Here is a 25,556-nt window from a genome sequence, read left to right on the forward strand (position 1 = left end):
CGGTGAGCGCCGCGACATCGATGGAATGTCCTTGGGCCGCAACCACATACGACACCAGCGACACCGCGCCCGCGGCGTTCTTGTGGCCGACGGTGACCGCGAAGTCGACGCTCTCGTGCGCCGCGAGCGCGGCGTCGATCTCGCCGAGCTCGATGCGGAAGCCGCGGACCTTCACCTGGAAGTCGGAGCGGCCCACGTACTCGACCTCGCCGGTACGGGTCCAGCGGACCACGTCACCGGTGCGATACATGCGCTCGCCGTCGACGTACGGGTTGGCCACGAAACGCTCGGCCGTCAGGCCGGGGCGGGCGTGGTAGCCGCGCGCCAGCTGAATACCCGACAGATACAGCTCACCTGCGACACCCACCGGAACGGGCCTGAGCTGGGCGTCCAGGATCAGCGACCGCATGCCGCGGATGGGTCCGCCGATGGTCACCGTCTCGCCGATCACCAGCGGATCGCTGATGTTGGTCATGATGGTGGTCTCGGTCGGGCCGTAGCCGTTGTGGAAGGCGCGCAGCGCGCCGCTCTCGCCGAGCGGGACGGCCCACTTCGCGACCAGCTCCGGCGGGCACGCCTCGCCGCCCGCGACCAGCACGCGCAGCGTGTCGAGGCCGCTCGGGTCGAAGGTGGCCAGCGCGGCCGGGGTGATGAACGCGTGCGTGACCCGCTCGCCGCGGATCAGCTCGGACAGCTCCTCGCCGCCGTACACGCCGGGCGGCACCACCACGAGTGCGCCGCCCGCGCCCACCGCGAGCAACAGCTCGAGGATCGAGGCGTCGAAGCTCGGCGAGGCGAAATGCAGTGCGCGGGACTCGGAGTCGAGGCCGTAGCGCTCGATCTGCTCGACACTGAAGTTGGCAAGACCCGCGTGCGTCACCACGACGCCCTTGGGCACGCCGGTGGAGCCGGAGGTGTAGATGACGTAGGCCGGGTGCTCCGGACGCACCGGGCGGACCCGGTCGGCGTCGGTGATCGGACCGCCGTCGAAGCCGCCCAGCTCGAGCTCCTCGAGCACCAGCCAGCGCGCCGACTCCGGCAGCCCCTCGCGCACCGCGGTGACCGTGATGCCGACGGGTGAACCGGAATCGGTGACCATGTGCGCGATGCGCTCGGCCGGGTAGTTCGGGTCCACCGGCACGAACGCGGCGCCGGTCTTGGACACCGCCCACGCGGCGAACACGGAATCCGCCGAACGCGGCACGCCGACCGCGACCAAGTCCTCCGCGCCGATGCCTTCGGCGATCAGCAAGCGGGCCAAGCGGTTCGAGCGTTCATCGAGCTCGGCGTAGGACAGAGTTGTCCCCTGGAACACGACCGCGGGCGCCTGCGGGTCGCGTGCGGCGGCCTCGGCGAGCAGCTCAGGCAGCGTGCGCGCGGGCACCGCGGGAGCGCCGGTGCGCGCGACGAGATCGGCCAGCTCGGCCGCGTCGAGCACGTCGACGGCGCCGACCGTGACGGCCGGATCGGCCGCGACGGCGGTGAGCACGCGCACCCAGCGGTCCACGATCTCCTGCGCGGTGGACGCGTCGAACAGCTCGGTGGCGTAGGTCAGCGCCAGGGTCATGCCCGAGCGGTCGTTCTCCGACAGCGTGAACTGCAGGTCGAAGCGCGCCACGTTCTCTTCGAGATCGAGCGCGGAGACCGAAAGACCCGGCAGTTCCAGCGCGGTCCGCTCCAGGTTCTGGAAGGCCAGCATCACCTGGAACAGCGGGTTGCGCGATTGCGAGCGCTCCGGCGCGAGCAGCTCGACCAGGCGCTCGAACGGCACGTCGGCGTTGCCGTAGGCGTCGAGGTCGGTCTTGCGGACGCGGTCGAGCAGGTCGGTGAACGATTCGCCGTTGTCGATGCCGGTGCGCAGCACCAGGGTGTTGACGAACATGCCGACGAGGTCGTCGAGCGCCTGCTCGCCACGGCCCGCGATCGGCGTGCCGACCGCGATGTCGTCGCCGCCGGACAGTCGTGCCAGCAGCACGGCCAGCGCGCTGTGCATGACCATGAACAGCGAAGCGCCGCTGCCGCGGGCGATCTCGTCGAGCGCGGCGATCAGCTCACCGGGCAGCTCGTGGTGCAGCGTCGCGCCGCGGTGCGAGGCGATCGCCGGACGCGGGTGGTCGGCAGGCAGCGCCAGCTCGTCCGGAACACCGTCGAGGGTGCGCTGCCAGTAGGCCACCTGGCGCGCAAGCAGCGACTCCGCATCGTCCTCGGAGCCGAGGACCTCGCGCTGCCAGACCGCGAAGTCGGCGTACTGCACCGCGAGCGGCGACCAGCCGGGCGCGCTGTCCTGGGTGCGGGCCGTGTAGGCCAGCATGACGTCGCGGGTCAGCGGCGCCATGGAGAAGCCGTCGGCCGCGATGTGGTGCACGACCACGACGAGCACGTGCTCGTCCTGCCCCGCGGCGTACAGCCGGGTGCGCAGCGGAACCTGTTCGGCCACATCGAATCCCGCGGTGACGAACTCGGTCACCGCGGCGAGCAGCTCGGCCTGCGGCACCGCGACCGGGTGCAGATCGAGCGCGATGTCCTCGGCGGGAACGATCACCTGCACCGGCGTGCCGCCGTGCTCGGGGTAGCGGGTGCGCAGCGATTCGTGCCTGCGCACCACGTCTGCCACCGCGAGCCGCAGCGCCTCGATGTCGAGCGCGCCCGACATGCGGATCGCGATCGGCAGGTTGTAGGCGGCCGAGGAGGTGTCGTACTTGTTCAGGAACCACATGCGCTGCTGCGCGTAGGACAGCGGCACCAGTTCGTCGGCGGCGCGCTTGCGCGCCACCAACGGGGCCCGGCCGTCGCCGCCGGTGTGCGATTCCACCCGTGCGGCAAGGGCTTCCACCGTGGACGCCTCGAACAGCGTGCGCACCGGCACCGAGGTACCGAGCGCCGCGCCGATCCGGGACACCACCCTGGTGGCGATGAGCGAGTTGCCGCCGAGGTCGAAGAAGTCGTCGTCGACGCCGACCCGCGGCAGGTCGAGCACCTCGGCGAACACCGCGGCCACCGTCTCCTGCACCGGCGTGACCGGGGCGCGGAACGCCCTGGCCTGGGCGGCGGGCGCGGGCAGCGCGCGGCGATCCAGCTTGCCGTTGACGGTCAGCGGGATCCATTCCAGGCGGACCAATGCCGAGGGCACCATGTAGGCGGGCAGCCGCTCGGCCGCACCGGAACGCACCACGTCCAAGTCGGGAACCACATCGGGTTCGGCGACGACGTAGGCGACGATGCGCTGATCACCGGGCTGGTCTTCGCGGACGATGACCGCGGCCTGGGCGATGCCCGGCTGCGCGAGCACCGCGGCTTCGATCTCACCGAGCTCGATACGGAAACCACGCACCTTGACCTGGTCGTCGGCGCGACCCAGGTATTCCAGCTCACCGAAACGGTTCCAGCGCGCGAGGTCACCGGAGCGGTACAGACGCGAACCCGAATCGTCCGGGGTCGCGAGCGGGTTGGCCACGAAACGGGCGGCGGTCAGGTCGGGGCGGCCGAGGTAGCCGCGGGCCAACTGCGGTCCCGCGACATACATTTCGCCTGCGACACCGACAGGCACGGGGCGCAGCCGGTTGTCGAGCACGTACACCTTCAGGCCCGCGATCGCGCGACCCACGATGCTGCCGGAGGCGGCCTCGATCGTCGCCGCGTCCAGGGCACGGTAGGACACGTGCACCGTGGTCTCGGTGATGCCGTACATGTTCACCAGCACCGGAGCGGAATCACCGTGGCGGGCAACCCAATCCGACAAGCGACGCAACTCGAGCGCCTCACCACCGAACACCACGTACCGCAGCGACAGCGGCGCGGCATCCGCGGCGGCATTGCGGTCGGCTTCGGCCAATTGGTAGAAGGCCGACGGGGTTTGGTTCAACACCGTCACGCGCTCGTCGCGCAACAGCTCCAGGAACTGCTCCGGCGAACGCGAAGTGAAGTAGTCGACAACAACCACGGTGCCGCCGAACAACAGCGGACCCCACAACTCCCACACCGAGAAGTCGAACGCATACGAGTGGAACAACGTCCACACATCATCCGGACCGAAACCGAAATCACGATCCGTATTGGCGAACAGCCGCACCACATTCCGATGCGCGACCGCCACACCCTTCGGACGACCGGTGGAGCCGGAGGTGTAGATCACGTAGGCGACGTGGTCCGGGGTCAGCGCGGCACGGCGATCGGCGTCGGTGACGGGCGCGTCGTCGGCGTCCTCGACATTGCCGGTCTCCACCGCGTATCCGTCCAGCACCACCGAGGGCAGACCCGCCGGGATCTCGACCTCGACCGTGGAGTCCAGGACAACGCTGGTCGGACGCGAATCCGCCAGCACGTACGCGATCCGGTCGGCCGGGTAGGTCGGGTCCACCGGGACGTAACCGGCACCGGTCTTGACCACCGCCAGCAGCGCGACGACCAGATCCAACGACCGCGGCAGGATCACCGCGACCAGCGACTCCGGCCCCGCGCCGTCGGCGATCAGCCTGCGCGCCAACACATTCGCACGCTTGTCCAGCTCGGCGTAGCTCAACGAGTCCGCGCCGAACCGGGCCGCGACCCGATGCGGATGCGCGACGACCATCTGATCGAACAACTCGACCAGCGTCACCCCGGGCTCGGCGAACCGGCCCACACCGGCATCCGCGCCCGCCGACACCCACCGCTGCGACAGATCCAGCCGCTCGGCCTCACCCAGCAGATCGATGTCACCGACGACCACCGACGGGTCCTCGGCCACACCGCGCAGGATCCGCACCAGGCGATCGGCGAACGAGGCGACCGTCTCCGGATCGAACAGCTCGCTCGCGTAGTTCCACGACATCGCCAGCCCACCGTCGCGGGACTCGCCCACGGTCAGCTGCACATCGAACTTCGCGGTGCCCGCATCGAACTCGACGACATCCAAAGCCAAGCCCGGCAGCGAGACGGTGCCCATATCGGCGGCCGAAGCCGCCTCGAAGGTCAACCCCACCTGGAACAACGGATGATGCGCCTGCGAACGCGCCGGGCTCAGCACATCCACCAACCGCTCGAACGGCACGTCGGCGTTGGCGAACGCCGCCAGGTCCGTGCGCCGCACCTGCTCGAGCAGATCGCTGAACTTCCCGCCCAGATCGATCTCGTTGCGCAACACCAGCGTGTTGACGAACATGCCGACCAGATCATCGAGCGCACGCTCGCCACGACCCGCGATCGGCGTGCCGATCGCGATATCGGTGCTGTTGGACAACCGCGCCGCCCACGTCGCCAACGCGGCGTGCACGACCATGAACAGGGTCACGCCATGCGCGCGCGCCACATCCTCGAGCGCGCGGTGCAGCTCGGCGTCCACCGAGAATGCGTGCAGCCCACCGGCATTCGACGCGACCTCCGGACGCGGCCGATCCGCGGGCAACTCGATCTGATCGGGCAGATCACGCAACTGCTCGGCCCAGTAGGCGATCTGCTTCGCCGCCACGGACTCCGCGTCGTCCTCGGAGCCGAGGACCTCGCGCTGCCACAGCGCGTAATCGGCGTACTGCACCTCGAGCGGCGCCCAGCCGGGCGCTTCCCCGCCGGCGCGCTCGGTGTAGGCCACCACCACATCGCGCAGCAGCGGACGCAGCGAGAAGCCGTCGGCGCTGATGTGGTGCATCACGAGCACCACGACGTTGCTGCGCTCGTCGACGGTGAGCAGGTCGGCGCGGAACGGGATCTCGTGGGTCACGTCGAAGTGCACGCTCGCGAGTTCGACGATGCGCGACGGCAGTTCGGTGCTCGGCACCCACTCCGTCGCCAGATCGAAGCGCACCTCGTCGGCGGGCAGGACACGCTGGTAGCCCTCGCCCTCCACCTCCGGGTAGATGGTGCGCAGCGCCTCGTGGCGCGCGATCACGTCGCGGATCGCGGCTTGCAGCGCCACGGCGTCCAGCTTGCCGGTCAACCGGATGGCGACCGGGATGTTGTTCACCGCGGTGCGGTTGTCGAAGCGGTTGAGGAACCACATCCGCTGCTGAGCGAGCGAGAGCGGCACCAGCTCCGGCCGCGGCTGCGCGACCAGCGGCGCCTTGGCGCCGGTTCCGGTGGCCGATTCCACCTTGGCGGCCAGCGCGGCGACGGTGGAGGCCTCGAACAGGGTGCGCAGCGGGATCTGGGTGTCCAGCGCCTCGCCCAGCCGGGCCGCGACCTGGGTCGCTACCAGCGAGTTGCCGCCGAGACCGAAGAAGTCGTCGTCCAGGCCGACGCGGTCGATGCCGAGCACGTCGGCGAACGCGCTGGCCACGATCTGCTGCACCGGGGTGACCGGGGCCTGGAAGACCTTGGCCTCGAACGTCGGCTCCGGCAGCGCCTTGCGGTCCAGCTTGCCCGAGGTGTTCAGCGGGAACGCGTCGAGCACCACGAACGCCGCGGGCACCATGTAGGCGGGCAGCTGCGTGGCGAGCGCGGACTTGCCGCGCTCGATGTCGATGACCGTGCCCGGCTTGGCGATGAGGTAGGCCACCAGCTGATCGCCGGTGCGCTCGTCGGTGCGCACCACGACCACCGACTGCGAGACCTCGTCCAGCGCGGTCAGCGCGCCCTCGATCTCGCCGAGTTCGATGCGCAGGCCGCGCAGCTTCACCTGGAAGTCGGTGCGGCCCAAGTACTCCAGCTCACCGGCGGGCGTCCACGCCACCAGGTCGCCGGTGCGGTACATGCGCACGCCGTGGCCGAACGGGTCGGCGAGGAAGCGTTCGGTGGTCAGATCGGGGCGGGTGACGTAGCCGTAGGCCAGCTGCGCGCCCGCCAGGTACAGCTCGCCCGGCACGCCGACCGGCACCGGCCGCAGGCGCGAATCCAGCACGTACACCTGGGTGTTGAACACCGGGGCGCCGATCGGCACCGTGACGGTGTCGGCGTCGGTGACCTCGTGGAAGGTCACCTCTACGCCCGCCTCGGTGGGACCGTACAGGTTGTGCAGGCGCGCGCCGGTCAGCTCGCGCAAGCGCTGCGCGGTGACCGCGGGCAGGCCTTCACCGGAGGCGAAGACGTTGCGCAGGCCGGTGCATTCCGCCGCGCGCGGCTCGACGACGAACAGCGACATCATCGACGGCACGAAGTGCGCCGTGGTGATCTGCTCGTCGATGATCAGCTGGGCGAGGTAGGCCGGGTCGCGGTGACCGTCCGGCTTGGCGACCACCAGGCGCGCGCCGACCTGCAAGGGCCAGAAGAACTCCCACACCGACACGTCGAACGTGGCGGGCGTCTTCTGCAGGACCACGTCGTCGGCGGCGAGGCCGTACTGCGCGTGGCCCCACACCAGACGGTTGATGATCGCGGCGTGCGAGACCGCCACGCCCTTCGGGCGGCCGGTGGAGCCCGACGTGAAGATGACGTACGCGGTGTTGCCGGTGCGCAGCGGGCGGTGCCGGTCCGCGTCGGTGAGCGGCTCGTCGGAGTACGCGGACAGGTCCAGCTCGTCGATGCGCACCTGGCGCGCGAGCGCGACGCCGAGATCCGAGCCGGAGGTCAGCACGCAGACGGGGCGGGCGGTGTCGAGGATGTGTTCGATGCGCTCGGTCGGGTTGTCCGGGTCCAGCGGCACGTACGCGCCACCGGCGGCGGACACCGCGTACATGCCGACCAGCAGGTCGAGCGAGCGGCGCATGCCGAGGGCCACATACGATTCCGGGCCGACACCGTTCTGCTTGAGCCAGCGCGCCAGGCGGTGCACCCGGCTCGCGAACTCGGCATAGGACAGACTTGTCCCCTCGAAGGTGAGTGCGACCGCGTCCGGGGTGCGCGCGGCCTGCGCCTCGAACAGCGCGACCAGCGTCGCGGGGTCGTCGCCCACCGGCGAGGCCAGGGCCGCGTCGACCGCGAATTCGGTGTCGTTCCACTGCTTCAGGACCAGCGCGCGCTCGGCGTCGTCGAGCAGCTCGATGTCACCGATCACGGTCGACGGCGCGGCGGCGATCCCGCGCAGCACGCGCAGGAAGCGGGCGCCGAAGGCGTTCGCGAAGGCGGGGTCGAAAAGGTCGGTGGCGTAGACGAGTTCGGCGTCCATCTCGGACGCGCCCTCGGGCACCTCGCTCAGCGTGAGCTGCATGTCGAACTTGGCCGTCGGCTGATCGATGCCGAGTTCGGACACCGTCAGGCCGGGCAGCTCCAGCGAGGTGCGGCCCATGTTCTGGAACGAGAGCATCACCTGGAACAGCGGATGCCGCGCCTGCGAGCGGGCCGGGTTGAGCACCTCGACCAGCCGCTCGAACGGCACGTCCGCGTGCGCGAACGCCTGCAGGTCGCGTTCGCGGACCTGGGCGAGCAGATCGGTGAACGAGGCGGCGGTGTCGATCTGGGTGCGCAGCACCAGGGTGTTGACGAACATGCCGACGAGGTCGTCGAGCGCCTGCTCGCCGCGGCCCGCGACCGGGATGCCGATGGCGATGTCGTCGGCGCCGGACAGGCGCGACAGCAGCGTCGCGAAGGCGCTGTGCACCACCATGAACAGGGTGGTGCCGTGCGCGTGCGCGACCCGGTTCAGCTCGTCGATCAGCTCGCCGGGCACCCGGAAGCGGTGCGTGCCCGCCTCGTAGGAGGCCACGCTCGGGCGCGGCTTGCCCGGCAGGCGCAGTTCGTCGGGCAGATCGGCCAGCGCCCCGCGCCAGTAGTCGAGCTGCTCGGAGATGAGCGAGGTGGGATCGTCCTCCTCGCCAAGGGTTTCGCGCTGCCAGAGCGCGAAATCGACGTACTGGACGGCCAGCGGCGGCCAGCCCGGCTCGGAGTTCGAGGTGCGCGCCACGTAGGCGGTCATCAGGTCGCGCACCAGCGGCCGCATGGAGAAGCCGTCGGCGGCGATGTGGTGCACGACGACCGCGAGCACGTAATCGCGCTCGCCCAGTTCGTAGATGCGCAGGCGCACCGGCGGTTCGGCGGTGACGTCGAAGCCGCGGTTCACGAATTCGTAGAGGGCGCCGTACATCTCGGGCTCGTCGGCCTCGACGATGTCCAGTTCCGGAATGGCGTGGATGGACGGCAGCACCCGCTGGTACGGGACACCCTCCTGCGACGGGTACACAGTCCGCAGCGACTCGTGCCGCGCGATCACGTCGCCGAGCGCACCGCGCAGCGCGGTCGGATCCAGCAGACCCCGCAGCCGGACGGCGGCCGGGATGTTGTAGGTGCCCGCCGCCGCGCCCGGCTCGGTGCCGAAGTCGAAGCGGTTGAGGAACCACATGCGCTGCTGTGCCAGCGACAGCGGCGGATACTCCGGACGGGTGCGGACGCTGAGCGCTTGGCGCACACCGGTGCCCGCGTGCGATTCGACACGGGCGGCCAGCGCGCCGACGGTGGGCGCCTCGAAGAGCGTGCGCACACCGACCTCGGCGTCGAGCGCCTTGCTCAGTCGCGCCGCGACCTGGGTTGCGACCAGCGAGTTGCCGCCCAGCTCGAAGAAGTCGTCGTCGACGCCCACCCGGGTGACGCCGAGCAGATCGGCGAAGATGTCGGCGACGATCTCCTCGATCGGCGTGGACGGCGCGCGGAAGGTCTTGGCCTCGAAGACCGGCGCGGGCAGCGCCTTGCGGTCCAGCTTGCCGGAGGCGTTGACGGGGAACGCGTCCAGCACGACCAGCGCCGCGGGCACCATGTACCCGGGCAGCGCCGCGGCGAGGCCCGCCTTCACCGCGGTCTGATCGACGACGGAATCCGATTCGGCGACAACGTAACCCACCAGCTGGTCGCCCGCGTGCGCGTCCGAGCGCACCACGACCACCGACTGCGCGACACCGGGCTGCGCGAGCAGCGCCGCCTCGATCTCGCCCAGCTCGATACGCAGACCGCGCAACTTCACCTGGAAGTCGGTGCGGCCCAGGTACTCCAGCTCACCCTGCTTCGTCCAGGTGACCAAGTCACCCGTGCGGTACATCCGCGAACCGACGGCGCCGTAGGGGTTGGCGACGAAGCGATCCGAGGTCAGGTCGGTGCGGCTCAGGTAGCCCAGCGCCAGCTGATCGCCCGCCAGGTACAGCTCACCCGCGACACCCGGCGCGACCGGATGCAAACGTGAATCCAGCACGAACACCTGGGTGTTCCACACCGGACGACCGATCGGCACCGACACCTCGTCGGAATCGACGACCTCGTGATAGGTGACGTCGACCGCGGCCTCGGTCGGGCCGTACAGGTTGTGCAGGCGCGCACCGGTCAGCTCGCGCAACCGCTGTGCGGTCGGCGCGGGCAGCGCCTCACCGGAGGCGAACACCTGACGCAGGCGCGGCACGGGGACGTTCGCGGTGTCGCCCGGCGTCGTATTACCCAGCGTCGAGACGAACACCGACAGCATCGACGGCACGAAATGCGCCGTGGTGATGCCGTGTTCGGCGATGATCTGCGCGAGGTACACCGGGTCGCGATGACCGTCCGGCTTCGCCACGACCAACCGGGCGCCGGTCTGCAAGGGCCAGAAGAACTCCCACACCGACACGTCGAAGGTGGCGGGGGTCTTCTGCAACACGGCGTCGGCTGCGTCGATCGGGTACTCGTGCTGCATCCACAGCAGACGGTTCACGATCGCGGCATGGCTGACCGCCACGCCCTTCGGCCTGCCGGTCGAGCCGGAGGTGAAGATGACGTAGGCGGTGTTGCCCGGCAGGAGCGGGCGCACCCGCTCGGCGTCGGTGATCGGCGCGCCGCTGGTCTGCGCCGCGCTCGGCAGGTCGTCGACGAACAGCGCGGTGATCGCGTCGTCCGCGACGAAACCGTCGCGGCGGGTGGTCAGCAGCAGGCTGGGCCGCGCGGTGTCGAGAATGTGGCCGATACGGTCGGCGGGCTGATCCGGGTCGAGCGGCACGTAGGCCGCGCCCGCCTGGAGCACCGCGTACATCGCGACGACCAGCTCCGTCGACCGCCGCATCGCCAGCGCTACCAGGGATTCCGGGCCGACGCCGGAGGCGATCAGCTGCCTGGCGATCCGGTTGGCGCGCTCCTGGAGCTCGCGGTAGGTGAGCTGTTCGTCCTGATAGACCAGCGCAACGGCGTCCGGGGTCGCCGTCACCTGCGCGTCGAACAGCGAGACGAGCGTCTCCGCGGGCACCGCGTGGGCGGTGCCGTTCCAGTCGACGAGAACCTGTGCGTTCTCGTCGGGCGCGAGCAGGTCGATATCGCCGATCGGCACGTTCGGATCGGCGATGACGGCCGCCAGAATGCGGTCCAGGCGGCGCGCGAAGGCGGCCACCGTCGACTCGTCGAAAAGGTCGAGGGCATAGGAGAACTCGGCCGACATGCCGGCGGCCTCGCCGCGCTCGTCCTGGGTCTCCTGCAGGGTCAGCTGCAGGTCGAACTTCGCGAGGCGGGCGTCGTAGTCGACGCCGTGCACCGAGAGGCCGGGCAGCTGCAGGGTGGCCTGCTTGGTGTTCTGGAAGGCCAGCATCACCTGGAACAGCGGATGCCGCGCCTGCGAGCGAGCCGGGTTGAGCACCTCGACGAGCCGCTCGAACGGCACGTCGGAATGCGCGAACGCCTGCAGGTCGGTGTCCCTGGCATTGTCGAGCAGCTCGGCGAAGGTGCCCGCGCCGTCCACCTCGGTGCGCAGCACCAGGGTGTTGACGAACATGCCGATCAGGTCGTCGAGCGCGGCCTCACCGCGGCCCGCGACGGGCGTGCCGATGGCGATGTCGGAGGTGCCGCTGGCCCGCGCCAACAGCACCGCGAGGGCGCTGTGCATGACCATGAACAGCGAGGCGTTGTAGCGGCGGCCCAATTCGACCAGGGCGCGCTGGGTTTCGCCGGAGATCACGAACGCGTAGGTGCCGCCCTGGTAGGAGGCGACCGCCGGACGCGGGTGATCGGACGGCAGCACCAGCTCGTCGGGCAGGTCGGCGAGCTCGCGGGTCCAGTAGTTGATCTGGCTGGAGATCAGCGAACGCGAATCGTCCTCCGAGCCGAGGATCTCGCGCTGCCAGAGGGCGTAATCGGCGTACTGGACCGGCAATTCGGCCCAGGTCGGCGCTTCCCAGGTGGTGCGCGCCGCGTACGCGACGATGACGTCGCGCGAGAGCGGGCCCATCGACCAGCCGTCGGCGGAGATGTGATGCACCACCATGCCGAGCACGTACTCGGTCTCGCTGATCTCGAAAAGCCGTGCGTGCAGCGGCACTTCGCTGGTCACGTCGAAGGCCATGGTGGCCAGGTCGATCAGGTGCTCGAGCAGGGTCTCCTCGGTCACCCGGTACGGGGTGAGGTCCGGCACGATCTGGGCCGCGTCGAGGACCACCTGCACCGGGCCGTCTCCGGTCTCCGGGAAGACGGTGCGCAGCGACTCGTGCCGGTCGATGACGTCGATGACCGCGACCTGCAGGGCGGCGACGTCGAGTTCGCCGGAGAGCCGGATGGCGACCGGGATGTTGTTGACCGCCGAGGAGATGTCGAAGCGGTTCAGGAACCACATGCGCTGCTGGGCAAGCGACAGCGGCACCTCGTCGGGCCGCTCGCGCGCGACGAGCGCCTTGCGCGCGCCGTCGCCCGCCTGCGATTCCACGCGGGCGGCGAGTGCGGCGACGGTGGGTGCTTCGAAGAGCATGCGCACCGGGACACGGGTGTCCAGGGCGATGCCGACGCGGGAGGCGACCTGGGTGGCGATGAGGGAGTTGCCGCCGAGGTCGAAGAAGTCGTCGTCGACACCGACGCGGGGCAGATCGAGCACGTCGGCGAAGACCTGGGCGACGATCTCTTCGATCGGGGTTGCGGGAGCGCGGAATTCGCGTACCTCGAACACCGGTGCGGGCAGAGCGCGGCGGTCCAGCTTGCCGTTGACGGTCAGCGGGATCGCGTCCAGGGCCATGAAGGCCGAGGGCACCATGTAGGCAGGCAGCCGGTCGGAGGCGGCGTGGCGGACCGTGTCGAGGTCGAGTTCGGCGCCGGGTTCGGCGACGACGTAGGCGACGATGCGCTGGCCACCAGGCTGGTCCTCGCGGACGATGACCGCGGCCTGGGCGATACCGGGCTGTTCGAGAACGGCGGCTTCGATCTCGCCGAGCTCGATACGGAAACCACGCACCTTGACCTGGTCGTCGGCGCGACCCAGGTACTCGAGCTCACCGAAACGGTTCCAGCGCGCGAGGTCACCGGAGCGGTACAGGCGCGAGCCCGCGGTGTCGGCGTCGGCGAGAGGGTTGGCCACGAAGCGAGCCGTGGTGAGGTCGGGGCGGCCGAGGTAGCCGCGCGCCAATTGCGGTCCGGCGACATACATTTCGCCGACAACGCCAACCGGGACCGGCTGGAGCCGGTTGTCCAGGACGTAGACGCCGAGTCCAGAGATGGCACGGCCGACGATGCTGCCGGAAGCCGCTTCGATCGTCGCGGCATCCAGGGCACGGTACGACACGTGCACCGTGGTCTCGGTGATGCCGTACATGTTCACCAGCACCGGAGCGGAATCACCGTGGCGGGCAACCCAATCCGACAGACGACGCAGCTCGAGCGCCTCACCGCCGAACACCACGTAACGCAGCGACAGCGGCGGCGCGTCGGGTCCGGCGGTGCGGTCGGCCTCGGCGAGCTGGTAGAACGCCGACGGAGTCTGGTTGAGAACGGTCACCCGCTCCTCGCGCAGCAGTTCCAGGAACTGCTCCGGCGAACGCGAAGTGAAGTAGTCGACAACAACCACGGTGCCGCCGAACAGCAGCGGACCCCACAACTCCCACACCGAGAAGTCGAACGCATACGAGTGGAACAACGTCCACACATCATCAGGACCGAAACCGAAATCACGATCCGTATTGGCGAACAGCCGCACCACATTCCGATGCGCGACCGCCACACCCTTCGGACGACCGGTGGAGCCGGAGGTGTAGATGACGTAGGCGACGTTGCCGGGGTTCAGCGGCGCGGAGCGGTCCGCGTCGGTGATCGGGGTATCGGCGAAATCGGTGGTGTCGACGGCGAATTCGTCCAGCACCACGGTGGGCAGTTCGTCCGGGACGACGACGTCCACCGACGAATCGATGACCACGCTGGTCGGACGCGAATCCGACAACACGTACGCGATGCGATCGGCCGGGTAGGTCGGGTCCACCGGCACATAACCGGCACCGGTCTTCACCACCGCAAGCAGCGCGACGACCAGCTCGATCGAGCGCGGCAGGATCACCGCGACCATCGATTCCGGGCCGGCGCCGTCGGCGATCAGCCTGCGCGCCAACACATTCGCGCGCCGATCCAGCTCGGCGTAGGTCAGCGACTCCGCGCCGAATCGCGCGGCGATCCGCTCGGGGTACGCGGCGACCGCCTGGTCGAACAGCGCGGCCAGGGTGATTTCGGGGTCGGCGAAGCGGCCCGTGCCGCCGTCGGCGCCGGAGAACACCCAGTCCCGCGAGACGGCGAGCCGCTCGTCGGCGGCGAGCACGTCGATCTCGCCGACCACGACCGCGGGATCGGCGACGACGCTGCGCAGGATGCGCACGAAGCGTTCGGCGAACGAGGTCACCGTCTCGGTGTCGAACAGGTCGGTGGCGAACTGCACCGCCGCCGTCATGCCGTCGGGCTCGCCGTTGCCGCCGCGCTCCTCGGTGATGGTCCACTGCAGGTCGAACTTGGCGATGTCGACCTCGAGCTCGGTGGCGGTCACCGAGAGACCGGGTAGCTCGAGCGCGCCGTGCGCCATCTCCTGGAAGGAGAGCATCACCTGGAACAGCGGATGCCTGGCCTGCGAGCGGGTCGGGTTCAGCACCTCGACGAGACGCTCGAACGGCACGTCGGCGTATGCGAACGCCGCGAGGTCGGTTTCCCTTGTGCGCGTGAGGAAGTCGGTGAACGACTTGCCGCTGTCCACGTCGGAGCGCAGCACCAGCGTGTTGACGAACATGCCGATCAGGTCGTCGAGCGCCTGCTCGCCACGACCCGCGATCGGCGTGCCGATCGCGATGTCGCTGGTGCCCGAGAGGCGACCGAGCAGCACCGCGAGCGAGGCGTGCACGACCATGAAAAGGCTGACGCCCTGCGCGCGGGCCAACCCGGCGAGGGCGGTGTGCAGCTCGGCGTCGATGTCGAAGCGCACCGTGCTGCCGTGGAAGCTCTGCACCGGCGGACGCGGCCGATCGGTGGGCAGATCCAGCTGATCGGGCAGGCCGCCGAGCTGGCGTCGCCAGTAGGCGATCTGACGGGCGGCCATCGAGCCGGGATCGGCTTCGGAGCCGAGCAGTTCGCGCTGCCAGATGCTGTAGTCCTGGTACTGCACCGGCAGCGGCGACCACGCGGGCGCCTCCCCGGCGGCCCGCGCCAGATACGCGCTGGCCACATCGCGCGAGAGCGGACCGAAGGAGAAACCATCGGCCGCGATGTGATGCACCACGAACGCGACCGCGTGGTCGGGCGTCCCGTTGGTCGATCCACCCGTCACCTGATAGATCCGCACCCGGATCGGCAGCTCACGCGCCACATCGAAGCCCAGGCTGGCGAACTCGGTGAGCACACCGGCCAACTCGGATTCGTCGATCGCCTGCACCGAGATCGCCAAATTGATCTCGTCATCCGGAACGACCTGCTGATACCCGCCGTCACCGGACTCCGGAAACACCGTCCGCAACGACTCCTGACGCGCCATCACGTCATTGAGCGCAGCCTTGAGCGCCGCAATGTCGACATGCCCGCGCAACCGCACCACGAACGGCAAGTTGTAGGTCGGCGCCGCCGGATCGAACTGGTTGATGAACCACATCCGCTGCTGCGCCAGCGACAGCGGCACCCGCGCAGGCAACTGCTGGGCCACCAACGGCGGACGCGAACCGTCACCCGGACCCGCCGTCTCCGCCCGCGCCGCGAGACCGGCCACCGTCGGAGTCTCGAACAAGGCCCGCACACCGATCTGCGTGCCGAACGCCGCACCGATCCGCGACACCACCTGCGTCGCGACCAGCGAGTTACCACCCAGGTCGAAGAAGTTGTCGTCGATGCCGATCTGCTGCCTGCTGAGCACATCGGCGAAGATCCCCGCCACGATCTGCTCGGCCTGCGTCCGCGGCGCCCTATACCCCGTATCCGCGGCGAACACCGGCTCCGGCAACGCCTTACGATCCAGCTTGCCGGAAGTGTTGAGCGGGAACGCCTCCAACACCATCACCGACGCGGGCACCATGTAGCTCGGCAGCTGCTCGGACGCGAAACGCGTCAACTCCACCGGATCGATCGACAGCCCCGGCGCAGGCACCACATAGGCAACCAACTGCTGACCGGTCGCGGTATCGACCACCAGCACCGCCGACTGGCTCACCGCCGGATGAGCCAACGTCACCGTCTCGATCTCACCCAGCTCGATCCGCTGACCACGGAACTTCACCTGGAAATCGGTACGACCGATGTACTCCAACGTGCCCACGGCACTCCACCGCACCAAGTCACCGGTGCGGTACATGCGCTCGCCGTTCGTGCCGAACGGGTTGGCCACGAATCGATCCGAGGTCAGGTCGGGGCGGCCGCGGTAACCGCGGGCCAGCTGGCGACCACCCAGGTACAGCTCGCCGGGAGCGCCGATCGCGGCCGGACGCAGCCGCGAATCCAGCACGTAGACCTCGACGTTCCACTCCGGGATGCCGATCGGCACCGTCACCGTGTCGGCGGCGGTGGCCTCCCAGTAGGTCACCGAGACCGCGGCCTCGGTGGGGCCGTACAGGTTGTGCAGGCCCGCGGAGGTGATCGCGCGGAAGCCCGCGGCGGTCTCCGGCGGCAGCGCCTCACCGATCACGAACACCGCGCGCAGCGTCGCGCACTGCTCCGCGGTGGCGTGCGCGACGAACACCGTCAGCATCGAGGGCACGAAGTCGGTGACCGTCACCCCGTGGCGCTCGATCATCTGCGCCACGTACAGCGGATCGCGATGCCCGTCGGGTGCGGCGACGACCAGTTTCGCGCCGACCATCAACGGCAGGAAGTAACCCCACAGCGACACGTCGAAGGTGGTCGCGGTCTTCTGCAGATACACATCGGCCGCGGTCAACCGGTACTCGTCGAGCATCCACAGCTGCTGGTTGACGATCGCGTGATGAGTGACCGCCACACCCTTCGGGCGACCCGTCGAACCCGAGGTGTAGATGACATAGGCGGTGTTGGCCGGACGCAACGGCGCCAGCCGGTCCGCATCGGTCACCGGCTCGGCGGAGAACTCCGACACGTCCAGAGTGTCGATCTCCACCCGCCGCACCGACTCCGGCAACTCCAACTCGTCGTGCGACACCGTCAGTACGCACACCGGATCGGCCGAATCCAGAATGTAGGCGGTGCGATCGGCCGGATGATCCGGATCGATCGGCACATACGCGCCACCGGCCTTGAGCACCGCGTGCATGCCGATGACCAGCTCCAGCGAACGCCGCATCCCCAAAGCCACCAACGACTCCGGGCCCACACCATCGGCAATGAGGAACCGCGCCAGGCGGTTCACCCGCGCACCGAACTCGGCATAGGTCAGCGTTTCGCCCTCGAAATCGAGGGCGATGTTGTCGGGAGTCAGCGGGATCTGGGCATCGAGCAAGGCCGCCAACGTGGTATCGGGAACGTCCTGCTCGGCGTCGTTCCACTCCACCAGCGTGGTCTCACGCTCGGCGGCCGTGGTCACCGGCAGATCCCACACCCGAGCCCCGGCATCGGCAGCCAGGAACCGGTCGAAGAACTCCAGGAACCGGCCGTGATGCGCGCGCGCCTCGTCCTCGGTGTAGAGGTTCGGGTTGGTCTCGAAGTCGATATTCGACCGAGTGCCCCCGACGGACTGGTAGAAGTTGACGCCCAGGTCCTCGATGCTGCCGGTGGACAGCAGGTTCAGCTGGCCGACCATCGGGCCGAGTGCCATCTCGCTGTGGAACAGCATGATGTTCACCCACGGGCCGAAGAACTCCGTGGTGACGACGCCGTCGCCTGCCGAGTCACGGCGAATGTCCTCGTGCCGGTAACGCTGATGGCGCAGCGCGCCCGACACCTCGACCTGCACCGACTTCAGCAGCTCGGCAACGGTCGTGTCGTGCCCGACCCGCAAGCGCAGCGGCACGATGTTGGAGACCACGCCGCCGGAGCGGCGCATGGTCGCGGTGGTGCGCGCGGTCACCGGGAGGCTGAGGATCACGTCCTCGGCGCCGGTCAGCTGCGCGAGGTAGGTCGCGAAACCGGCGATGAGCAGGCCGGCGGGCGAGTTGTCGTGCCGGGCGACGGCCTCGGCGAGCAGCGCGTCCTGGTCGGGCGACAGCGTGGCGCTGGAAATCCCGTTGACCGGTGCCGGCGGCGCGGAGCGACCCGCCAGGCTGGAGCCCTCCTCCAGACCGGCGACCCGCCCGGCCCAGTGCTCCTTGTCCGACTGGAAACGGGTGCTGTCGCGGTAGCCGAGTTCCGACTCGAGCAGCGACTTCAGATCAGCAGCCTTGGCCGGGTCCGGCTCGACGCCGTTCACCGCGGCCGTGTAGCGCTCGGCGATCCTGGTGACGAAGGTCATCGCGCCGAAGCCGTCCAGCGCGATGTGGTGCGCCCGCGAGTACCAGAACCAGCGGGAATCCTCGAGCCGCAGGGCGGCGGCACGGACCAGGCGATCGCCCGCGATGTTCAGCGGACGGCTGTACTCGGCGCGCATCCACTCGGCGGCGGCGGCCTCCGGGTTCGCGGCGTCACGCAAGTCGACGTACTCCAGCGTGGAGTCCTGCGTGGGGTCGACGGTCTGGAACGGCTGACCATCGCGCTCGACGACCTTCAGGAAGCCTGAACCCAGCTCCAGCGCAGCCTCGCGGCTGGCCTGCTCCAACGCGGCGACATCGAGGTCACCGCGCAGGTCGACGTACTGTGCGATGTTGATCGGCACCTGCGGATCGACGTGCTGGGCATACCAGATGCCCAGCTGTGCGGGCGACAGCGGGAAGAATTCGCCACCAGCTTCGCCGTTCCCGCCGAAATCCAGCCGGTCCAACCGTAACCTCGCTTCCGGAACACCACGCAAGCGCTCCCCGACGACACCCGGACAGGACGCTCACCTTTCACAGCGTGGCGCCCGCGTTCCCGGGTTCAGTTCTCAATATCAATCAGGCAAAAATGTTCACTGGCACTATCTGTCCAGTGGGCCGATCTTGTTACATGGGCTCGACCGCGCCCACTACCCACCGACCGGCCGAGCCGGGATGTTTCTCGCAGATCACCGGAACAATCTACCCGCGCCTCCCCTGACCGACCAACCAAGATCCATAGCGTTGGAACATCACCCCTGGCAGCGCGTTCGGGTCAGGTTTGCTGGATCCGATGTAGCGGTTCTCACAGCGATGTCGCTCACTGCGCGAGACCCGGGCGGAATCCGTTCAGTGCCCTTTCCGCACGAGACCCGATCGGCGGGAGGCTCGTTCCCCAGCGCGGCTCGGACACACCGTGGCACACAGTCCGCTTCGGCCGCACCCTCCGCACCCACGAGACCCGCGCGCCGGCCTTTCGCAGACTTCGATGGAACCGTCGCCGGTTCGGCAGCGTCTAGAGGGTTGTCGGTATGTTTTGGACCAGCACGGTTCGGGCGGAGTAGCGGAGGGGTCGGTCGTGGGTATCGAGATTCCGGAGCCGTTGCAGTGGGCTGCGAAATATGTTGTGGGGGCTGGGGATTGGCCTGAGGGTGATGAGACGGCGATGCGTCGGGTGGAGTCGGCGTGGTCGGGTTTGGCGGAGACGTTGCGGGGGTTGGATTCCGAGGCTTCGTATGTGGTGAAGGCTGCGATCTCGGCGTTGGATGGTGAGACCGGTGCGGCGTTGGCGTCGCATTGGGAGAAGTTGGGTGGGGGTGCGGGGGCTTTCGATGGGCTGATCAAGCATGTGGAGACGTTGGCTGATCAGATCGGTGATGGTGCTGCGGATATCGAGCACACGAAGTTGGTGATCATTGCGTCGTTGGTGATTTTCGCGGTGGAGATGGCTGCGGCGTTGGCGGCGATGGCGACGGGGGTGGGTGCGCCTGCGGGGGCGGCGGCGGGTGCGGCGGCGCGGGCGGCGACGCAGGTGGCGATTCGGGTCGCGATCAAGGCGTTGGTGAAGCGGATTATTTCGAAGGCGGCGATGAAGGCGGCGGGGCGGGCGGTGTTGCGGGGGGCGTGGGAGGCGGTGTTGGAGGAGGCGTTCCTGGATGTGGGGTTGAAGTTGGCGCAGGTGGCGGCGGATCGGCGGGATCCGTTGTCGAAGGAGGAGTGGGTCGAGTCTGGGAAGACGTTGTTGACCGCGGGGGTGGCGGGTGCGACGGAGGGGTTGTTGGGTGGTTCGGGGGGTCCGGGTCGGGGTGGGAGTCCGGTGGTGGAGGGGTTGAAGGAGGTGGGGAAGGAGTCGTTGACGGGGTTGGCGGGGGAGGTTGCGGGGGCGGCGACGGATGCGGCGTTGAACGATAGGCCGTTCGATTTGGGGGAGGTGTTGACGGCGGAGACGTTGACGTCGTCGTTGGTGGGGGGTGTGCAGTCGGGGATCGAGTCGGCGGGGGATCGTGGGTCGGATGCGGGGGATGGTGCCGGTGATGAGGGGGCCGGGGATGAGGGTGGTCCCGGGGAGGGGGAGCAGGGCGATCCGGGGGATCGGAACCAGCAAGATGATGCTGGTCGGCAGGACGATCCTGGGCAGAACCAGGATGAGGGTCAGCAGGACGATCCGGGTCGGCAGGGTGATCAGGGTCAGCAGAATCAGAATCAGAATCAGCAGGATGGTCCGGGACGGGATCAGCAGGATCCGGGGCGGACGCAGCCGTCGGGGACGCAGAACGATTCCGGTCAGCAGTCCCAGCCTGCGGGGAGTCAGCAGTCGCAGCCGTCGGGTCAGCAGAACCAGCCGTCGGGTCAGCAGTCGCAGTCCTCGGAGCAGCCGAACCAGCCGACAGGTCAGCAGAACCAGTCATCGGACCAGTCGAGCCAGCCGTCGGGCCAGCAGACACAACCCTCGGGTCAGCAGAACCAGTCACCGGAGCAGTCGACGCCACCACCGGGTCCGCAGTCGCAATCGCCGGACCAGCCGACGGGCCAGCAGACGCAACCTTCGGGTCAACAGAACCAGTCGCCGGAACAGCCGTCACAGTCGAGCCAGCCGACGGGCCAGCAGTCGCCACCCTCGGACCAACAAAGCCAGCCTTCAGGCCAGCAGACACCCGCAGGTCAACAGAACCAGTCACCAGAGCAGTCGACGCCACCATCGGGTCAGCAGTCACAGCCCTCCGGTCAGCAGCCGCAGCCTTCGGACCAGTCCGCACAACCCTCTGGTCAGCAGTCACAGCCGTCCGGTTCGGCAGGCGATCCGGGCCAGCCGCCGTCGGGTCAGTCCACCCAGCCCGGTCAGAGCACCCAACAGGACCAGTCCCCGGGCACCGAGCAGACCCCGACCCAGCGCAACGACTCGCAACCGAACACCCCGAACCCCACGGGTTCGACAAACTCGAGCACCCCGACCGGCGGCGACCCGCAACGTCCCGGCCCCGGTGACTCGACCGGCCAGGACAACACCCCACCTGCACGCGACACCACTCCGGATGATCCGTCGAGCCACGCGACCACCCAGGAAGGCCCGTCCAACCAAACCGGCACGCCGCCGACCGGCCAGAACAGCGGCGGCAACCCGTCGAGCCAGAACCCTGCGCCGACGAGCCCGTCCAACCCGAGTTCCACGAACGCACCGTCCACCAGCCCGGACGCCACCGACCAGAACGGTCGCGAGAACAACCCCACGTCCAGCACCCCGACCGGTTCGGTACCCACCCAACCGACCACACCGAGCAATCCCACCACCCCGACCTCCGGCGTCCCAGGAACGATTCCCACCCAGGACCCGTCCCGCAATACAGACGACCGCACACCGTCTACACCGTCGACTCCCGCGAACGGCACTCCGTCTACACCGTCGACCCCGGGAAACACGACCCCGTCGAGCCCCGCGACGACACCGGTAACCCCAACCGGGGCGAACCCGGGCACATCGAACGCGGACGACACGACAACGTCAGCCACCACCCCTCCGGGCACCACCGGCACTCCGGCCGCGAGCAACCCGACAACCCCCGCACCGAACGCGCCAGCGGCAGCCACGCCACCTCCGTCCGCACCCACCTCACCGCCCCCTACCGGCCCCACCCAGTCGAACCCGAGCGGCACCGTTTCGACGGACACCGCCGGCTCTCCCACCTCGAGCACGTCGGCCAGCCCTGCTGCGAACACGCCCACCGCGGGCACGCCCTCTTCGTCCACACCCAGCTCGTCGAACCCCACCATCCCCACCACGCTGCACCCCACCGGCCCGGTGTCGACGGACACCGCCACCGCCTCCGCTACAGCGACCGCCGCCCCATCGGGACCCGCATTCCCGGCATCCACTCCCACCGACACCGCGCGGCCCACGGGCGACAGCACACCCGCGTCCACTCCGGCGAGCACGCCGACCACCGCCCAGCCGGGAAGCAACCCGAACCAACCCGCAAGCACCACGCCGAACGCCGGCCCGCCAAACCTGTCGACGCCTCAGCGCCCCGGAACTACACCAAATCCCGCATCCACCAACACATCTCCGGCAGACACCCGGTACTCCGGCACTCCGACGAACGCCGCCCCGCCGACGGGAACCACACCGAACACCACGGCCCAGACCTCGCCGAGCCAGCGCCCGAGCACGCCCACGAACACTCAGCCTTCAACCGCTCCAAACCAACCCGCGGCAACTACCCCGAACACCGGACGGCAAACCCCGCCGACACCCCAGCGACCCGGCACTACACCAAATCCCGCATCCGCCAATCAATCTCCGGCAGACACCCGAAGCCCCGGCGCCCCAGCGACCCCGACCGACGCTGCCCAGCCGACCGGAACCGCCCCGAGCAGCACGGCGGAGACCTCGCCGAGCCAGCGCCCAGGCACGCCCGCGGACGACGACACCCAGCCCTCAACCGCGCCGCGACCGGGCACGCCCACGAACGCCTCCAACCGCGCCGACGATTCCGGCCAACCGACACAGTCGCGTCTGGGCAACGAAACCCCGGCGAATTCGACTCCCCCGCAACAGAAACCGAACCCCCTCGGCCCCGCCAACCGCCCCGGCTTCGACCCCGCGAACCACAAATACATCGCCCACTACAACGACGGCCGCCCCATCCCCCGCGACCCCTTCTACGCGGGCCAATACAACCCGCACATCGGCCGCTACCAACCCACCGAAGCCGAAATCCGCGCCGAACGCGAGCAACTCCAGAACAACTCGAACAGCACGGACACCACGACGACCAACACCACGTCGCCCGACCCGTCCTCCGACACCTCAACGCATCCCGGCAGCAGCGCCTATCCGGTCCAGCCGCAGCCCAACGCGACCACACCGACCAGCACACCTGCTGATCCGGGCCGCCCCCAGACGCCCCTCCCTAACGTCCGCGCGCCGGAATCGACTCCCCCGCAACACGGTCAGCCGCCCACCCGCGCGACCCCGCAGAACGCCAACCCCCACAACACACCCCACCGCCCCGGTCCGCAGCCTCCCCGCACGACCGACCCACGCAACACACCGCACAGGCCCGCACCTCAGCCTCCGCGCACCAACCCACAAAACGCCGACCCGCGAAACACACCACACCGCCCCGCACCGCAGCCACCCCGCACCAACCCGCAGAACCCCGATCCCCGCAACACACCCAACCGGCCCGCACCGCAGCCTCCCCACACGACCCCGCAAAACAGCGACCCGCGCAACAACCAGCCCAACCGACCCGCACCGCAGCCTCCCCACACCAACCCGCGCAACGCCGATCCCCGCAACAGGCCCGCACCCCAACATCCCCGCACGTCCCCGCAAAACGCCGACCCGCGCAACACACCCACACCGCAACACCCCCACACCAACCCCCAGAACGCCGACCCGCGCCACAACCAGCCCGCCCCCGACCCCGCCCGAACCACACAACCGAACCCCAACTCCCCCGGCACACCCCCGGGCCCATCGAACCGCCCGCAGACCCCGGACTCCCCGCTACAGCGTCAGATCGACCAGGCCCGCTCGGCCCGCGAGTTCTACCGCAGACAAACCCCTTTGGGCGGCACCACATCCGTCCAAGCCCGAGGCATTCACGCGGGGCTCGGCCGGCCCGACTACGAAGTCCGCCGACACCGACTGCCGTCAGGCGAGTACGTCTCGGTCGTGACGGTCCGCGTCCACGTCTCCCCCAACGCAGGCATCTCCCCCAACGACACCCGCCGCCTGATGTCCAACACCGAGAACGCCGCCGACGCCGCCTTCAACTCCGCACCGAGCCTGCTCAGCGGCGACCGCGTCCTCGTCGACGTCGTCTTCACCAACGACCCCGCGAATGCCCACCTCGACGTCAACGCCACCCCGATCGGCGAAGGCCGCAACAACTGGTCACCCGGCGACAGCCCCGCCACCCTCGCCGACAACCTCCGCATGCACCTCGGCCTGATGCCGAGCCCCACCGGCGGCGACCCAGGCTTCACCCCCGACGACCTCCGCCAACTCAGCAACGACATCGCCGCCGCAAACACCGACACCCGCTTCGACAATCCCTCGGATACGCGAATCGAAGGACCGGAACGACTCGAGTCCGTCGAAGATCCGTCCTACCAGCACTACGTCGAGGACTCGCTGCGGAACGGTAACGAGTTCCAAGTGGGTGCCGATCCGCGTACACATCCGTATGGGCAACTCATCAACGACGGCGGACCAACTTTCCCTGGCCGCAGCAACAACTGCCTCGACTGCTCGCTCTCGGCGTTGTCCTCCTTCTTCGGCAACCCACAGATCTCGGCGCCACGATATGGCGACGTACTGCCGGACGGCACCGTAGACAACTCTTCGGGCGAACGGAAGGGACCCCAACGCGCCGCCCAATGGCTCAACCAGCCGTGGGAATACCACTCCAATTCCGGCACGCCGCTTGTCAACCAGTTCACGGACCTGCACAACCGGGTCGCTGCCCTCGGTCCCGGCTCGGCCGCACTCGTCATCAACGAATGGCATGCGCGCGATGCGAACGGCGATCTGCGATACGACGAGAACAACAGGCCGATCACAGTCAGCAGCCACGCGACCGTAATCGTCTACCCGCCTGGAGCGTCCGGGCCCGTGTGGTGGGACCCGCAGTCTGGGCAGACGTCCGACACACCGCCCGCATGGATGGTCGACGAGTCGTGCGGCCTATGGTCCATCCCGATCGCACCCGATCAAGGAGGCAACAATGGCGCGCCAGCTACAAACCCGAGCACAAGTGCAGGACTACCTGACGGAGTTCCTCGGCTCGAACCAGCAGTGCACGATCTACGAGACGGAGCACGGCTGGGTCTGCCAACCGATTCTGACACCGGAGGAGCTAGCGAGCGGCCGGGGACTGGGCCTGGGGAACTACGTGGTCAACAAACAGACCGGAATAGTGACGGCGCACCGCAGTCTGCCTCCGACAGTGATCGGGAGGGAATTCGACGAAGCGATTCGGACGGGACAACCGGTCCAGGGCTACCAGGTGTATCCACCGACGTGGAGAGTCCAGATCGAACGAATCCGGGAGACCCCGGCAGAGATCGACTACCGAGTCCGAGCGGAGTCTCTGACCCAGCCGCCCCAACCGCCAGCCGACCATCAGCTGACGA

The 25,556-nt window shown here is 68.9% G+C and carries 2 protein-coding genes and 2 pseudogenes (1 of these 4 running past the window's edge); 2 read left to right on the forward strand and 2 right to left on the reverse strand.

All coding sequences use genetic code 11. The features are described 5' to 3' along the window. Positions 1-18,883, reverse strand: partial view of a non-ribosomal peptide synthetase gene (locus tag NL1_RS14040; RefSeq protein WP_067839160.1) — the 5' portion only. Its footprint begins 18,194 nt before the window's first position; 18,883 of the gene's 37,077 nt are visible here — the first part of the coding sequence; it begins with the start codon at positions 18,881-18,883; the stop codon falls past the left edge of the window. A 521-nt stretch (positions 18,884-19,404) separates the two neighbouring features. Here NL1_RS14040 and NL1_RS40410 point away from each other — a divergent pair. Continuing rightward, positions 19,405-19,884: pseudogene (locus tag NL1_RS40410) on the forward strand (WXG100-like domain-containing protein); the annotation flags it as partial. Positions 19,885-21,254: 1,370 nt separating this feature from the next. Here NL1_RS40410 and NL1_RS14050 read toward each other — a convergent pair. Further along, on the reverse strand, positions 21,255-22,397 hold the full coding sequence (locus NL1_RS14050) for a hypothetical protein (protein ID WP_067839167.1): 1,143 nt from the start codon (positions 22,395-22,397) through the stop codon (positions 21,255-21,257). A gap of 2,269 nt (positions 22,398-24,666) precedes the next feature. Between NL1_RS14050 and NL1_RS40490 the strand changes: the two are divergent. Then, positions 24,667-25,047: pseudogene (locus NL1_RS40490) on the forward strand (toxin glutamine deamidase domain-containing protein); the annotation flags it as partial. Positions 25,048-25,556 lie beyond the last annotated feature (509 nt).

The sequence above is a fragment of the Nocardia lijiangensis NBRC 108240 genome, assembly GCF_001613045.1.
In the GTDB taxonomy this organism is placed as follows: domain Bacteria; phylum Actinomycetota; class Actinomycetes; order Mycobacteriales; family Mycobacteriaceae; genus Nocardia; species Nocardia lijiangensis.